The organism is Pseudomonas sp. 2FG (assembly GCF_005502935.1).
Lineage (GTDB): Bacteria > Pseudomonadota > Gammaproteobacteria > Pseudomonadales > Pseudomonadaceae > Aquipseudomonas.
Genome location: NZ_SCMP01000007.1, coordinates 24,067 through 37,704, shown reverse-complemented (window position 1 = coordinate 37,704; position 13,638 = coordinate 24,067). Strand labels below are relative to the sequence as shown.

General features: G+C 61.7%; 15 protein-coding genes and 2 pseudogenes. 13 read left to right on the top strand and 4 right to left on the bottom strand.

All coding sequences use genetic code 11. The features are described from left to right. The first annotated feature begins 38 nt into the window (after positions 1-38). From FFS13_RS08995 to FFS13_RS08980, 4 genes are all read left to right on the top strand, one after another. Positions 39-767: an ABC transporter permease gene (locus FFS13_RS08995; RefSeq protein ID WP_137818766.1), complete on the top strand. Its 729-nt coding sequence runs from the start codon at positions 39-41 to the stop codon at positions 765-767. Next, a complete protein-coding gene (locus FFS13_RS08990; protein WP_137818765.1) occupies positions 760-1,470 on the top strand; it encodes an ABC transporter permease in 711 nt (236 codons plus the stop codon). The genes FFS13_RS08995 and FFS13_RS08990 overlap by 8 nt, the downstream gene beginning before the upstream one ends. Before the next feature lie 93 nt (positions 1,471-1,563). After that, positions 1,564-2,325, top strand: coding sequence for an ABC transporter ATP-binding protein (locus FFS13_RS08985; RefSeq protein WP_137818764.1), 762 nt, complete (start codon positions 1,564-1,566; stop codon positions 2,323-2,325). Between the two features lie 11 nt (positions 2,326-2,336). Further along, positions 2,337-2,816 (top strand): Lrp/AsnC family transcriptional regulator, encoded by a 480-nt coding sequence (locus FFS13_RS08980; protein WP_137818763.1) that lies wholly within the window; start codon positions 2,337-2,339, stop codon positions 2,814-2,816. A 132-nt stretch (positions 2,817-2,948) separates the two neighbouring features. Here FFS13_RS08980 and alr read toward each other — a convergent pair whose 3' ends face one another. After that, positions 2,949-4,193 carry an alanine racemase gene (gene alr / locus FFS13_RS08975; RefSeq protein WP_137818762.1) on the bottom strand — a complete coding sequence of 415 codons (1,245 nt, stop codon included), beginning with the start codon at positions 4,191-4,193 and terminating at the stop codon, positions 2,949-2,951. A gap of 292 nt (positions 4,194-4,485) precedes the next feature. Here alr and ctlX point away from each other — a divergent pair. The 5 genes and pseudogenes from ctlX to FFS13_RS19750 all read left to right on the top strand — a co-directional run. Next, positions 4,486-5,481: pseudogene (gene ctlX / locus FFS13_RS20065) on the top strand (citrulline utilization hydrolase CtlX); the annotation flags it as partial. Continuing rightward, positions 5,476-6,732 carry an aspartate aminotransferase family protein gene (locus tag FFS13_RS19890; RefSeq protein WP_137818900.1) on the top strand — a complete coding sequence of 419 codons (1,257 nt, stop codon included), beginning with the start codon at positions 5,476-5,478 and terminating at the stop codon, positions 6,730-6,732. The pseudogene ctlX and the gene FFS13_RS19890, both read left to right, overlap by 6 nt. 4 nt (positions 6,733-6,736) lie before the next feature. Further along, positions 6,737-7,765, top strand: coding sequence for an arginine N-succinyltransferase (locus FFS13_RS08965; RefSeq protein WP_137818761.1), 1,029 nt, complete (start codon positions 6,737-6,739; stop codon positions 7,763-7,765). After that, complete coding sequence (astA, locus tag FFS13_RS08960; RefSeq protein ID WP_137818760.1) at positions 7,762-8,802, top strand: arginine N-succinyltransferase; 1,041 nt, start codon at positions 7,762-7,764, stop codon at positions 8,800-8,802. Before FFS13_RS08965 ends, astA begins: the two co-directional genes overlap by 4 nt. A gap of 226 nt (positions 8,803-9,028) precedes the next feature. Beyond that, positions 9,029-9,310, top strand: coding sequence for a hypothetical protein (locus FFS13_RS19750; RefSeq protein ID WP_171006455.1), 282 nt, complete (start codon positions 9,029-9,031; stop codon positions 9,308-9,310). Here the strand turns inward: FFS13_RS19750 and FFS13_RS19745 are convergent. After that, positions 9,297-9,452 (bottom strand): hypothetical protein, encoded by a 156-nt coding sequence (locus tag FFS13_RS19745; RefSeq protein WP_171006454.1) that lies wholly within the window; start codon positions 9,450-9,452, stop codon positions 9,297-9,299. The genes FFS13_RS19750 and FFS13_RS19745 overlap by 14 nt on opposite strands. Between FFS13_RS19745 and FFS13_RS08955 the strand changes: the two are divergent. The 3 genes and pseudogenes from FFS13_RS08955 to ccoM all read left to right on the top strand — a co-directional run. Beyond that, positions 9,375-9,530, top strand: a pseudogene (locus tag FFS13_RS08955) (alpha-ketoglutarate-dependent dioxygenase AlkB); the annotation flags it as partial. The gene FFS13_RS19745 and the pseudogene FFS13_RS08955 overlap by 78 nt on opposite strands. A 2-nt stretch (positions 9,531-9,532) precedes the next feature. After that, positions 9,533-9,694 (top strand): hypothetical protein, encoded by a 162-nt coding sequence (locus FFS13_RS19740; RefSeq protein WP_171006456.1) that lies wholly within the window; start codon positions 9,533-9,535, stop codon positions 9,692-9,694. 175 nt (positions 9,695-9,869) lie between these two features. Further along, the gene (ccoM, locus tag FFS13_RS20255) at positions 9,870-9,986 is read left to right on the top strand and encodes a cytochrome c oxidase subunit CcoM (RefSeq protein ID WP_305955919.1); all 117 of its coding nucleotides are present in this window, start codon (positions 9,870-9,872) and stop codon (positions 9,984-9,986) included. A gap of 179 nt (positions 9,987-10,165) precedes the next feature. On the opposite strand, the gene FFS13_RS08950 is transcribed toward ccoM, so the two are convergent. Further along, positions 10,166-10,636, bottom strand: a complete 471-nt coding sequence (locus FFS13_RS08950; RefSeq protein ID WP_137818759.1) for a MaoC family dehydratase — start codon at positions 10,634-10,636, stop codon at positions 10,166-10,168. Next, positions 10,633-11,592 carry an alpha/beta hydrolase gene (locus FFS13_RS08945; RefSeq protein WP_137818758.1) on the bottom strand — a complete coding sequence of 320 codons (960 nt, stop codon included), beginning with the start codon at positions 11,590-11,592 and terminating at the stop codon, positions 10,633-10,635. Before FFS13_RS08945 ends, FFS13_RS08950 begins: the two co-directional genes overlap by 4 nt. A gap of 214 nt (positions 11,593-11,806) precedes the next feature. Here FFS13_RS08945 and fadD2 point away from each other — a divergent pair, with 214 nt between their 5' ends. After that, positions 11,807-13,495, top strand: a complete 1,689-nt coding sequence (gene fadD2, locus FFS13_RS08940) for a long-chain-fatty-acid--CoA ligase FadD2 (protein WP_137818757.1) — start codon at positions 11,807-11,809, stop codon at positions 13,493-13,495. Positions 13,496-13,638: the final 143 nt, after the last annotated feature.

Sequence of the window (13,638 nt, the reverse complement as noted above, 5' to 3'; positions counted from 1 at the left end):
GAACGGAGCGTCGTAATGTATCGAGTTAGGTAGCCCCCATGAACAACCTCATCCAATACCTGGGCCTGGACGCACTGGGCTTGCAGGGCTTCGGCCCACTGCTGCTGCACGGCACCTGGGTGACCGTAAAACTATCCGTACTGTCATTGGCGCTGAGCATCCTTATCGGACTGCTCGGCGCCGCAGCCAAACTTTCGCCACTGGCCATCCTGCGCATCCCGGCAACCCTGTATACGACCCTGATCCGTGGAATACCCGACCTGGTGCTGATGCTGTTGATTTTCTACAGCTTGCAGGGCTGGCTGAGCAGCCTCACGGAGGCCATGGGTTGGGCCTATATCGAGATCGATCCCTTCGGTGCCGGCATCGTGACCCTTGGATTCATCTATGGTGCCTACTTCACCGAGACCTTTCGTGGCGCCATTGTTTCCGTGCCGCGGGGTCAGCTGGAGGCGGCCACCGCATTTGGTCTTAGCCGTATCCAGCGGTTCGTCCATGTGCTCTTTCCCCAAATGATGCGCTATGCCTTGCCCAGTCTGGGCAATAACTGGCTGGTGCTGCTCAAGGCCACCGCTCTGGTCTCGATCATCGGGCTTTCCGATGTGGTCAAGGCGGCCCAGGACGCCGGTAAGAGCACCTTCAACATGCTCTATTTCCTGATTCTTGCGGCACTGCTTTACCTGCTTATCACCAGTGCTTCCAACCTTGTGCTGCGTTGGCTCGAGCGGCGCTACAACCTGGGTGTCAGAGGGCATAGTCATGATTGAGTTGCTTCAGGAATACTGGAAACCCTTTCTCTACAGTGACGGTTACGACATCACCGGTCTGGCGATGACGCTGTGGTTGCTGTGTTTCTCGATCGGCGTTGGCTTCCTGCTGTCGTTGCCATTCTCGATCGCGCGCACCTCGGAAAGTCGAGTTCTGCGTTGGCCGGTGCAGTTTTTCACCTATCTGTTCCGGGGCACGCCGCTCTACGTCCAACTGCTCATCATCTACACCGGTATCTACGGAATCGCCGAGGTGCGTTCGCAGCCTCTGCTCGATGCTTTCTTCCGCGATGCGATGAACTGCACGCTGCTCGCCTTCACCTTGAATACCTGCGCTTACACCACGGAAATCTTTGCCGGTGCGATTCGCAGCATTCCCCATGGCGAAGTCGAGGCGGCGCGTGCCTATGGGTTGAGCGGTTGGCGGCTGTACGTCCGCATCATCATGCCTTCGGCTTTGCGTCGCTCCCTGCCGTATTACAGCAATGAGGTGATCCTCATGCTGCATGCGACGTCCGTAGCCTTCACCGCTACCGTGCCGGACATCCTCAAGGTTGCCCGAGATGCTAACGCTGCGACCTTTCTGACCTTTCAGTCGTTCGGCATCGCCGCACTTCTCTACCTGGGGCTTACCTTCGCTCTGGTCGGGTTGTTCCGTGTCGCCGAGACGCGTTGGATGGCCTTCCTCGGACCGGTCCGCTGAGTCGAAATCTCCTCCGGTGGGGCCCAAGCGGCACCCACCCAAACCTACAATTACAGTGCTGTGCCCATAGGGGCACAGCAGCAGGAGTGCGTTATGTACAAGCTGGCCGTTGAGTCTCTGCACAAGCGTTATGGCGACAACGAAGTGCTCAAGGGGGTCTCGCTCAAGGCAAAGTCCGGTGATGTGGTGAGCATGATCGGCGCGAGTGGATCTGGAAAAAGCACCATGCTGCGCTGCATCAATTTTCTCGAACAACCCGATGAAGGCGCCATCACCCTGGACGGTGAAACCATTCGTATGCGTGGGCCAGCGGGAGCCATGCGTCCTGCTTGCGACACTCAGCTGCAGAAACTGCGCACCCGGCTGGCGATGGTCTTCCAGCATTTCAATTTGTGGAGCCACCTGAGCGTGTTGGACAACATCACGTTGGCGCCCTGTCGTGTCCTAGGCTTAAGCAGGGGTGAAGCTGAAGAGCGTGCGCGTGCCTACCTGGATAAAGTGGGCCTGCCGCAACGCGTTGCCGGACAGTACCCGGCGTTCCTCTCGGGTGGCCAGCAACAACGGGTGGCCATCGCGCGCGCGTTGGCAATGGAGCCGGATGTCATGCTGTTCGATGAGCCGACCTCGGCGCTCGATCCTGAACTGGTTGGCGAGGTGCTCAAGGTGATTCAAGCGTTGGCCGAGGAAGGCCGCACCATGCTCATGGTGACCCACGAGATGGAGTTCGCGCGGCGGGTTTCCAGTCAGGTTCTATTCTTGCATCAAGGCCGAGTCGAGGAGGAGGGCGCTGCCGACATGCTCGATAACCCGCAAAGCGAACGGTTGCAGCAGTTCCTCTCCGGCCGTTTGAAGTGAGGTAAGCCGTAATGATGGAACCAGGGGACTCGTCGATCGCTCTTGACCGCATAGATCAGGCGATCATCGAGGTGTTGCGCCACGAGGGGCGAATTACCTACCAGAAACTCTCGGAACGAGTCCACCTGACTCCGCGGCCCTGTCTGGAGCGTGTCCGCAAGTTGGAGCGGCTGGGTGTAATCCGCGGTTACTCCGCCATCATCGATCAGAAAAAACTGACGCCTGGATTGTCCCTGCTCGTGTTGGTGGCGCTGTCGAACCAGAGTGGCAGGGCTGCGCAGAAGGCATTCGAGGCCTGTGTGCGCAGCTGTCCGCAGGTGCTCGAGTGTCGCTTGATTAGCGGGGCGTTCGACTACGGCCTGCGCATGCGCTGCCGTGACATGGAACACTATCGTGTGCTCACCGAGGTCTGGTTCAACGACCCCGAGTTGCATATCGACAAGCTGGTCAGCCACCCGGAACTGGCCGTAGTCAAGACGGCAGTGGAGTAGCCCGGCATTAGTGCGTCGCCCAGGATCGGGCGCAGCGTGTGGCTGCGGCGGTTGCTTAAGCTGAAACTCCGGTGCAAGGGCTAAGAAGGAAGCGCATCGGCGCTTCCTTTTCACTGCAGGAATCCCCGACCGCTATTCGGCCTTGAGCACTTTCGGGTTGGAGTTCCCCCAGATGGTGTAGAGGTCGGCCAGCAGGGCGCCGTTGATCTCTTCCAGTTCCGTCTGGGTTATTTCGTTAGTGCCCTGCTTGCCGTACAGCACCACCTCGTCGCCTGGCTGTACGCCCTTGATGGCGCTGACATCCACCATCAGGGTGTTCATGGTGACCTTGCCGATCACCGGCGCGCGCTGGCCGCGAATCAGCACTGAGGCCTTGTTGGAGAAGGCGCGGCGATAGCCGTCGGAGTAGCCGGCGGGGATATTGGCGATCAACGCGTCCTTGCTCAGGGTGAAGGTGCGGTCATAGCTGATGCTGCTGCCCGCCGGGTAGGCGTTGACGGCGGCGACCTGCGACTTGAACTGCATGACGCGCTGGAACTCATGATGACCGCCGACCGGGTAGCCATAAAGGGCTGCGCCCGGACGCACCATGTCCAACCAGCCTTCGGGGACTTCGAGGGTGGTGAAGGTGTTGGCGCAATGCAGGAGGATCTTGCTGCGATCGAGCTTGGCCTGCTCGATCAGCCAGGCCGACTGCTCCTTGAACCGCGCCAGCCCCTTCAGCACATCCTCGCGTTCCTCCACCGGGAAGTGGGTCATGATCCCAGCTATTTGCAGAGCGTCCATGCGGGCCATTGTCACGGCATCCCGCTGCCCTTGCGCCGTGCTCATCTCCAGGCCGTTGCGGCCCATGCCCGCCGAATTCAGGGCCAGGTGCACGGTGAGCTTGCTGCCACTGCGCTTGGCCAGTGCGTTGAGCTGTCTGGCGACTTCCAGGTTGCCTACCAGTTCTTCGATGCCATAGGGCAAGGCATTCTCCACCTCACCCACACCGGCGCTGCGCAGGCGCATCAGCCGACCCTTGAAGCCCTTCTCGCGTGCGATGCGGGCCTCTTCGTTGCTGGCGATACCGATGCAGTCGATGCCCATCTTGATGGCGGAAGGGATCAGTAGCGCAATGCCAGTGCCGTAGGCATCGGCCTTCATCACGGCGCAGATCTGGCTCTTGCCGGCCAGCCGCTGCTGGATCTTGGCGATGTTGCCTTCGAAGGCGGCCTTGTCGATTTCCAGCCAGGCGTTGCTTTCGGCGATGCGTGAGTGGCCTGGCGGGTTATCGGTGCCTGGGTCGAGCAGCGGAGCGGCATGCAGGGTGTGGGTGGAGCCGGCCAATGCCAGGGCCAGGGCCAGGGCCAGGGTACTCAGGTTGAAAGGTTTCATATCTAGCTTCCATACAGGTTGATGGGCGCTGACCTTGTCCGCAGGTCGAAAGCCGCTGCAGCGGGCTTCAACCGGAGCATGCCGATCAGCCTGGGAAGTCTCATGGATAGGCACCGTGCGTTTGTGTCTAGTCCGGGCGTTTGCGCAGCGGATTGCGCTGATGATGAGGGGGAAACGACAGCAATGCCGTTTGCGCCGCTGATGGGGGCGATCGCGCCGACGCGGTCTGCCCAGGTACGCGGTTGGGTGAGGTGCGGCCTGGCATTGGCGAAGAGCCGAATCGGCTGCGTAGATGCATCCTTCGGCGTTCTTGGTCGCATGCCCAATCAATATCAGCCGGGTCCGCCGCACCAGTGAAGGGAAAATGGACGCCTCACTCTCCACTCACGAAGCGGCTCCCATGCAAACGACCAATACCGTCTTGATGATTCGGCCCACGCGATTCTCCTTCAACCTGGATACCGCCGAAAACAACCGGTTCCAGCAGCGCGCACTAGCGCCAGAAGAGGCGCAGGCCCGTGCGCTCGAGGAGTTCGACGGCTATGTCGCGGCCTTGCGTGAACAGGGCGTCGAGGTACTGGTGGCCCAGGATAGTGTCGCCCCGCATACCCCGGACTCGATCTTTCCCAACAACTGGTGGAGCAGCCATGCCGACGGCACTCTGGTGCTCTATCCGATGCAAGGGCACAACCGCCGCTTGGAGCGCGACAAAGGCGTGCTGGAGACTTTGCTCCGGGATTACGCGATCGAGCGGGTACTCGACTTCACCGCGCTGGAGCAGGAGGAGCTCTTCCTGGAAGGCACCGGCAGCATGGTGCTGGATCGCGAGCAGCGCATCTGCTACGCCGGCTACTCGACCCGGACCCATGACTCGGCCCTGCACCGATTCGTGGAGAGCTTGGGTTACCGCCTGTGCGCCTTTCACGCCGTCGACCGCGGCGGGGTGGCGATCTACCACACCAATGTGATGATGAGTGTCGGCAGCCGCCTGGCGGTGGTCTGCCTGGAGGCGCTCAGCGATGCCCAGGAGCGCGCCGCTCTCGAGGCGCAACTGCGCTCCAGTGGCAAGGAAGTCCTCGCCTTGACCTGGGATCAGCTCGAGTCCTTTGCCGGCAACATGCTGGAAGTGCACAACCACGCAGGTGAGCCGATTCTGGTGATGTCGCGCACCGCATGGAACTCCCTGGATGCCGGCCAGCGCCAGCTCATCGAGCGCCACGCTAAGCCGCTGCCGGTGAACATCGACACCATCGAACGCATCGGTGGCGGCAGCGCCCGCTGCATGCTGGCCGAAGTGCATCTGCCGCGGCGCAAGGACCGGGCACCGGTCGACCGGGACGACTTCGACCGCGTTATGGTGCCCAACTACGCACCGGCGCCCTTTATCCCGGTGCGCGGTGAGGGTTCGCGGGTGTGGGACCAGAGTGGCCGTGAGCTGATCGATTTCGCCGGTGGCATAGCGGTCAACGTAGTCGGCCATGCCCATCCGGCGTTGGTAAGTGCGCTCACCGAGCAGGCGAACAGGCTCTGGCATATCTCCAACGCCTTTACCAACGAGCCGGCATTGCGTCTGGCGCGCAAGATGGTGGAGGCGACATTCGCCGACCGAGCCTTCTTCTGCAACTCCGGGGCGGAGGCCAACGAGGCCGCATTCAAGCTGGCCCGGCGCGTGGCGCATGACCGCTACGGCGCGCAGAAATACGAAATCATCGCAGCCCTGAACAGCTTCCACGGCAGAACCCTGTTCACCGTCAGCGTTGGCGGCCAGCCTAAGTTTTCCGATGGCTTCGGGCCGAGGATCGAAGGCATCAGCCATGTACCCTTCAACGATCTTGACGCGCTGCGGCAGGCGATTTCGGAGCGGACCTGCGCCGTGGTGCTCGAGCCGATACAGGGGGAGGGTGGCGTGCTGCCGGCGGAGCGTTCCTACCTGCACGGTGCTCGGCGCCTCTGCGACCAATTCAACGCACTGCTGATTTTCGATGAGGTGCAGACCGGGGTGGGGCGCTGCGGAGAACTGTTCGCCTATCAGCATTTCGGCGTTGCGCCGGACATCCTGACCAGCGCCAAGAGCCTGGGCGGTGGGTTCCCGATTGGCGCCATGCTGACTCGTGAGGATCTGGCTCAACATCTGGTGGCGGGTTCCCATGGCACCACCTACGGCGGCAACCCGCTGGGCTGTGCGGTAGCCGAGGCGGTGTTCGACCTGGTGAACGACCCGGCACTGCTCGACGGCGTCAAACAGCGCGCGGAGCATTTCAACAGTCGCCTGGCACAGTTGGCTGAGCACTATGGCGTGTTCGGCGAAGTGCGCGGGCTCGGTCTGCTGATCGGCTGCGTGCTCAACGACAGCTGGCGCGGGCGAGCCAAGGACGTACTGAATGCGGCTGCCAAGGAAGGCCTGTTGATGCTGCAGGCCGGCCCGGATGTGCTGCGCTTCGCCCCCAGCTTGATTGTGTCTGCGGCCGACATCGACGAGGGGTTGGCGCGATTCGAGCGTGCGCTTTCCAGCCTAACCAGCACAGCGGGTCGGGAGTGAGCCCATGCACATCATTCGACCGGCACGCATGGCCGACCTGCCGCAAGTAGAGAGTCTGGCAAAACAGAGCCTGCTGGGGGTCGCCTCGCTGCCGAATGACCTGGCCGCCCTCGAGCAAAAACTGCGGCATTCGCAAGCGTCATTTCAAGACCCTCAAAGCGCAGGAGACGAAGCCAGCTATTTCTTCGTGCTGGAGGATCTGGCCAGCGGCGAGTTGCTCGGCTGTTCTGCGTTGACGGCAAGAGTCGGGGTACTCGAGCCGTTCTACAGCTTTCGCAACGAGGTCTTCGTGCATGCCTCTGCGAAGTTGCAGGTCAAGAATAAGGTGGGTGTCCTAGCGCTGTGCCAGGACCTCAGCGGCAGCTCTCTGCTGAGCAGTTTCCACGTGCAGGATGAGCTGGTCGGCGGGCCATTTGCCGAGCTGACTTCTCGTGCGCGACTCATGTTCATCGCCGCACGGCCTCAGCTGTTCAGCCGCAGGATAGTCGCCGAAATGGTGGGGCAGAGTGACTCGAGCGGTAACTCCGCATTCTGGGAAGCGCTGGGGCGGAACTTTTTCGACATGGATTACGCAACGGCGGAACTGCTGTGCGGGCAAGGCAAACGTACCTTCCTGGCCGAATTGCTGCCGCGCTACCCGATCTATGTGCCCTTGCTCAGCGAAAGCGCCCAGGCGGTACTGGGGCGGGTCCATCCGCAGGCGCAAGCGACCTTCGAGTTGTTGCGGCGCGAGGGATTCGAGACCGAGCGCTATGTCGACGTATTCGACGCAGGCCCGACGCTGCAGGCCCAGACCTCGACGCTTCGCAGTATCGCTCGGAGTCGCTTGGCCACCGTTCGCCTGGGCCCCGTGGCTGCCGATGGCAAAGCCTACCTGCTGAGCAACCAGAAGCTCGGGGAATTCCGTGCGACTGTCACGCAATTGCACTGGCAGGAAGGGGGGCCGTTGACCCTGTCGCCGTCCACGGCGGCGGCGCTTTTGCTCGATGAGGGCGACACCCTTCGCTTGATAGCAATGGAGGAAGCAGCATGATCGTTCGTCCCGTGTGCCGTGCGGATCTGCCGGCTTTGCTCGAGTTGGCGCGCAGTGCCGGTACGGGCCTGACCACGCTGCCGGCTGATCCAGCGCGCCTGGAACACCGGGTCAGCTGGGCGGAGAAAACCTTTGCCGGAGAGGCGGAGCGAGCGGATGCCGACTATCTGTTCGTGCTGGAAAGCGATGCCGGCGAAGTCGTCGGCATTTCCGCCCTGGCAGGCGCGGTGGGCCTGCGCGAGCCCTGGTACAACTTTCGCGTGGGCCTCACCGTGGGGGCCTCGCAGAGCCTGAGCATCAATCGACAAATGCCCACCCTGTTCCTGGGCAACGACATGACCGGGAACTCCGAGCTGTGCTCACTGTTCCTGCATGCCGGACACCGCAGCGGACTCAACGGTCGGCTGTTGTCCAAGGCGCGCTTCCTGTTCCTCGCCGAGTTCCCCGAGCTGTTCGGTGACAAGGTCATCGCCGAGATGCGCGGTTACTCCGATGCCCAGGGCGTATCGCCCTTCTGGGAGGGGTTGGGCCGGCATTTCTTCAAGATGGATTTTTCCCGCGCCGACTACCTGACCGGCATCGGCAACAAGGCCTTTATCGCCGAGTTGATGCCCAAGTTCCCGTTCTACACCTGCTTCCTGCCGGAAGCCGCCCGGGCGGTAATTGGCCGTGTGCATCCCAACACCGAACCCGCGCTGGGCATGCTCAAGGCCGAAGGCTTCAGGCATCAGGACTTCATCGACATCTTCGACGGCGGCCCGCTGATCGAATGCGAGACGGCCAATATCCGTGCCGTGCGCGACAGCCAGGCGCTGGTGCTGGCGATTGGCACGCCCGGGGAGGATGCCCCCCCCTATCTGATCCACAATCGTCAGTTGGCCGGTTGCCGGATCACCGCCGCTCCTGCGCGAGTCGCGGCCGGCACGCTGGTGGTCGATCAGCAGACCGCCAAACGCCTGCAACTCACCGCCGGCGATCAAGTGCGCGCGGTGCCGCTGTCCGCCAAGCACAGGCTCACAGAGGAGGCCTTGTGCTGAGCACCCATTAGCCCCCGATCCAATTGCAAGTAGTCGCTGGATTACCTGGCCGCCCCCTGCAAGGTGGGTAAGGCCTATTGCTCACAAAACCTTAAGGGTTTTGTGAGTTGCCGGGGGTAATTCGTAAGAGTTGGAGGCAATTAGGAAAAGCCAGTCGTGAGAGCCTATTTCTCTAGTCGGATTAAGGCTCTATAGCGCCATTGACTTTTTGTCAGAGGACATCGGGATGAGTAATTTTCGAGAGTTCAGATTCATCAATGGTGCCAGTAAAAAGGCATTACTGGTGCTTGAGCCAAAATCCAGCGAATTCTGGATCGAGAGCGGCGCAATGATTCATATAGTCGCCGGTGGCGGTGACCCAGAGGCCGCTATAGACGTGGAGTACCTGCCGAATGGTTTGGTTGTGTACACCGCGCAAGGTAGCCAAGTTCTGGTGTACCAGGACGGTTGTTTACTATCCCAGGAAAAAAAGTCGAAGAGGATGGCCTGGAGGCTCAATCGCCCATGACCCAGATAGGACTTCGGGTATTGGTCTGTCCCGAAATCCGTGGCAGCGCCAGGCTGCGTTCCGCCATCAGACGCGCATCGAGCACTCGCTGGCACTGGGCCATGGATCTCTGCTGGTCATGGCCGGCACGACGCAGCATCATTGGCGACACCCAGTCGCGAAGACGCGCCAAGCCTGTGCGCCGCGCCTGAATCTGACTTTCCGCCTGATCCGGTCGTAGATATGAGCCACGATGACAAGCTGATCGACTTCAGCGCCGAGCGCGACAAGCGCATCCATGATCTCAACGAAAAGCGCCTGAACGAAGTGCGCCAGGCTTTCGAGCAGGCGTTGCCGCTGTCCAAGGCGAAGAAAAAGCCCAAGGGCAAACCGAAAAAGCGTTGACCCTGCGCCGGCTTAGGGTGCTTTACCTGCACGAAAGGCTGATCGGTTGATCCAGATCAGTTTTTCCTCAGTGCCACTGCCCAGCCCCGGGCAGTATTGATCTCGATCAATTTTCCCGCCCGCGTCTCTGCGTACCCTGCAGCTATTCCTTTCAGGCTTAGCGCAGGAGGCCGTCATGTTCGTTGATGTAGTGGTACTCGCAGGGATCGGCACCGTCGGCCTGATTCTCGCCTTCTTCGGCGGTTTTGCTTATTTCATCTGGAAAGACTCGCACAAGCGCAAATCGCGTTAGTGGTTCCAGACCTCGGGCACGCAAGGCATTTGGGCGACTTCGGTCGCCCATTTTTTTCAATGCCCTGCTTCCTCCGGGCGGAGCTGACCCGCCGAGGCGGGCGGGGCAGGCGTGGCTATTGCCGCCTGGCTCTCCAAAGGGCGAGGGCGCTCAAGCTTGAGCAGCGCAACAGTGGCCACTCAGCCGATGCGGATCGGCGGCAGCTCGGTCAGCTCGACGGTTTGCAGGGTGCGCGGGGCGAGGATTTCCGCTTCGCCGTCGACCACCAGCTCGTCGCGCTGGTTGAACACGCGGGTGGCGATGCGCACGCGGAATTTCGGCAGTTTTTCCAGGATTTCCAGGCGCACGGTCAGGGTGTCGCCGAGCTTCACCGGTCTGGTGAAACTCATGGTCTGGCCGAGGTAGATGGTGCCTGGCCCCGGTAGCTCGCAGGCCACCGCGGCGCTGATCAGGGCGCCACTGAACATGCCGTGGGCGATGCGCTCCTTGAACAGGGTGCCGGCGGCATAGTCCGCGTCCAGGTGCACCGGGTTGTGGTCACCGGAGACGGCGGCGAACAGCTGGATATCGCGCTCTTCCACGGTTTTGCTGTAGCTGGCGGTTTGTCCGACTTCGAGGGCTTCGTAGGGGGTGTTGGTGCTCTGGCTCATGCGGTCTCCTTGGTTTGTGGTTGGCTGCGCCGGCTATGGGTCAGGGCTTGGTTCAGCCAGTCGATCAGGTCGCTGGTCACCTCGTCACGGTTGCTCTCGTTGAGCAGTTCGTGGCGGGCGTCCGGATAAATTTTCAGTTGCACATTCTGCTGGCCCGCCTGGCGCAGGGCCGCGGCCAAGTCTTGCAGGCGTTTGCCGGCGCTGACCGGGTCACGCGCGCCGCCGATCACCAGCAGCGGCAGGTCGGCGTCGATCTGCGCCAGACGCTTCAGCGGGGTGATCTGCTGCAGGCCGTCGAGCAGGTCGAGCCACAGCTGATTGGTACAGCGAAAGCCGCACAACGGGTCGTTGACGTACTTGTCGACCTCGGCCGGGTCGCGGCTCAGCCAGTCAAAGGTAGTGCGGTTGGGCTTGAAGGCCTTGTTGAACGAGCCGAAGGAGAGAAACTCGAGCAGCGCGCTGCGCCCCGTCGGACCTTGGCGCCAGCGCTCGAAGCGGGCAATGGCGGCGGCCGTGCGGTACAGGCCAAGCGGTTGGTAGTTCGAACCGGAGAGGATCGCCCCCTGCAGGCTGCAGCTGTGCTGCATCAAGTAAGCCTGGCCGATATAGCTGCCCATGCTGTGGCCGAGTAAGAAGATCGGCACGTGCGGGTGCTGCTGGCGGATATGGTGGTTGAGGCTGGCCAGGTCACTGACCACCCGTTGCCAACCCGCCTGCTCGGCATACATCCCCAGCACGCCACGTTGGGCCGTCTTGCCGTGGCCGCGTTGATCGTGCGCATACAGCTCATAGCCGGCCTGCACCAAGGCTTCGCCCAGGCGTGCGTAGCGACCGCTGTGTTCGGCCATGCCGTGGGCGACCATCACCACCGCCTTCGGCGGTTGCGCGGCGAACCAGCGATTGACGTACAGCGGTGCGGCATCGCTGGCGGTTAGCCAAAAATCATCGTGAAGCATGGCGAATCCTTATGCCCTGAGGGTTTGGCATTGTAGAGCCAGCATGTGGCGTTGTCCCAGTCTGTCCTGAGTTAGTCTGGTTGCGCCGCTTGAACCAAGATTCACGCGGTCAATGACGCATCCCCAAGTATTTGCGCTAGCGCCCAGAGCTGCTAAGTTCCCGTCAGCCCCGTCCGTGCGGGCCAGACATTTTCAGGTAATGAGGATAAGAACAATGCAACCTGATTTCTGGAGCGACAAACGCCCGGCCGGCGTACCCAATGAGATCGACTTGGGCGCCTACAAGTCGGTGATCGAGGTGTTCGAGCGCTCGTGCAAGAAATTCGCCGACCGCCCGGCGTTCAGCAATATGGGCGTGACGCTGACCTACGCCGAGTTGGATCGCCTGTCCGGCGCCTTCGCCGGTTACCTGCAAAAGCACACGGACCTCAAGCCCGGCGACCGCATCGCCGTGCAAATGCCCAACATCCTGCAATACCCGATCGCCGTATTCGGCGCGATGCGTGCCGGCCTGGTGGTGGTCAACACCAACCCGCTGTACACCGCCCGCGAGATGCGTCACCAGTTCAAGGACGCCGGGGTGCGCGCGCTGGTGTACCTGAATATGTTCGGCAAGCTGGTCCAAGAGGTGCTGGCGGACAGCGAAATCGAATTCCTGATCGAGGCCAAGATGGGCGACCCGCAGCCGGCACTGAAGGGCTGGCTGGTCAACACCCTGGTGAAAAAGGTCAAGAAACTGGTGCCGGATTACCAGCTACCGCAGGCGGTGGCGTTCAAGGACGCGCTGCAGCAGGGCCAGGGCCAGCCGCTGAAGCCGGTCAAGGTGACGCTGGACGACATCGCGGTGCTGCAATACACCGGCGGCACCACCGGTGTGGCCAAGGGCGCGATGCTGAGCCACGGCAATCTGGTGGCCAATATGCAGCAGGTCGACGCTTGCCTGTCGCAGCACGACGCGGGCGGTCGGCCGCTGATGAAAGAAGGACAGGAGGTGATGATCGCGCCGCTGCCGCTCTATCACATCTATGCCTTCACCGCGAACTGCATGTGCATGATGGTCAACGGCAATCACAACGTGCTGATCAGCAACCCGCGGGACATTGCCGGCTTTATCAAAGAACTGAAGAAGTGGCGCTTCTCGGCGCTGCTCGGCCTCAATACGCTGTTCGTCGCGTTGATGGAGCATCCAGAGTTCAAGAACCTGGACTTCTCCAACCTCAAGGTCACCAACTCCGGCGGTACGGCGTTGGTCAAAGCGACCGCCGAGCGCTGGCAGGCCATCACCGGTTGTCCGGTGACGGAAGGCTACGGGCTTACCGAGACCTCGCCGACGGCCAGCGTCAATCCCTATGGCTCCAAGGCGCGGCTAGGCACGGTCGGCATGCCGGTGCCGGGCACCGCGTTCAAGGTGATCGACGACGACGGCCACGAGCTGGCCCTCGGTGAGCGCGGCGAGCTGTGCGTCAAGGGCCCGCAGGTGATGAAAGGCTACTGGCAGCGCCCGGACGCCACCGCCGAAGTGCTGGATGCCGAGGGCTGGCTGAAGACCGGCGACATCGCGGTGATCGACCCGGACGGCTTCGTGCGCATCGTCGACCGCAAGAAGGACCTGATCATAGTCTCCGGCTTCAATGTCTACCCGAACGAGATCGAAGACGTGGTCATGGCCCATCCGAAGGTGGCCAGCTGCGCGGCGATCGGGGTGCCGGACGAGAGGTCCGGCGAGGCGGTCAAGTTGTTCGTGGTGGCGCGCGAGGCGGGGCTGACCGCGGAAGAGCTGAAGGCCTACTGCAAGGAAAACTTCACCGGTTACAAGGTGCCCAAGCACATCGTCTTCAAGGACGCGCTGCCGATGACGCCGGTGGGCAAGATCCTGCGTCGCGAGTTGCGCGATATCGCCTAAAAACGGCGAGGCATGGCCGTCCATCGGCTTGTCTGAGGGCTTGTTTAAAAAATGACCGAAAGCCTGGCTTTCGGTCATTTTTTTGACTGGTCAGGCGGTGTTTGGTGCTAGGCGCTCTCTGGCAAAGCTGCTACTCTCGGCCC

Bases quoted from the DNA above. Each gene is read 5' to 3' on its own strand.
- alr (WP_137818762.1), bottom strand. From the start codon at position 4,193: ATGAAACCTTTCAACCTGAGTACCCTGGCCCTGGCCCTGGCCCTGGCA.
- FFS13_RS19890 (WP_137818900.1), top strand. From the start codon at position 5,476: ATGCTGGCCGAAGTGCATCTGCCGCGGCGCAAGGACCGGGCACCGGTC.
- FFS13_RS19740 (WP_171006456.1), top strand. From the start codon at position 9,533: ATGAGCCACGATGACAAGCTGATCGACTTCAGCGCCGAGCGCGACAAG.
- ccoM (WP_305955919.1), top strand. From the start codon at position 9,870: ATGTTCGTTGATGTAGTGGTACTCGCAGGGATCGGCACCGTCGGCCTG.
- FFS13_RS08985 (WP_137818764.1), top strand. From the start codon at position 1,564: ATGTACAAGCTGGCCGTTGAGTCTCTGCACAAGCGTTATGGCGACAAC.
- fadD2 (WP_137818757.1), top strand. From the start codon at position 11,807: ATGCAACCTGATTTCTGGAGCGACAAACGCCCGGCCGGCGTACCCAAT.
- FFS13_RS08995 (WP_137818766.1), top strand. From the start codon at position 39: ATGAACAACCTCATCCAATACCTGGGCCTGGACGCACTGGGCTTGCAG.
- astA (WP_137818760.1), top strand. From the start codon at position 7,762: ATGATCGTTCGTCCCGTGTGCCGTGCGGATCTGCCGGCTTTGCTCGAG.
- FFS13_RS08950 (WP_137818759.1), bottom strand. From the start codon at position 10,636: ATGAGCCAGAGCACCAACACCCCCTACGAAGCCCTCGAAGTCGGACAA.
- FFS13_RS08980 (WP_137818763.1), top strand. From the start codon at position 2,337: ATGATGGAACCAGGGGACTCGTCGATCGCTCTTGACCGCATAGATCAG.
- FFS13_RS19750 (WP_171006455.1), top strand. From the start codon at position 9,029: ATGAGTAATTTTCGAGAGTTCAGATTCATCAATGGTGCCAGTAAAAAG.
- FFS13_RS08965 (WP_137818761.1), top strand. From the start codon at position 6,737: ATGCACATCATTCGACCGGCACGCATGGCCGACCTGCCGCAAGTAGAG.
- FFS13_RS19745 (WP_171006454.1), bottom strand. From the start codon at position 9,452: ATGATGCTGCGTCGTGCCGGCCATGACCAGCAGAGATCCATGGCCCAG.
- FFS13_RS08945 (WP_137818758.1), bottom strand. From the start codon at position 11,592: ATGCTTCACGATGATTTTTGGCTAACCGCCAGCGATGCCGCACCGCTG.
- FFS13_RS08990 (WP_137818765.1), top strand. From the start codon at position 760: ATGATTGAGTTGCTTCAGGAATACTGGAAACCCTTTCTCTACAGTGAC.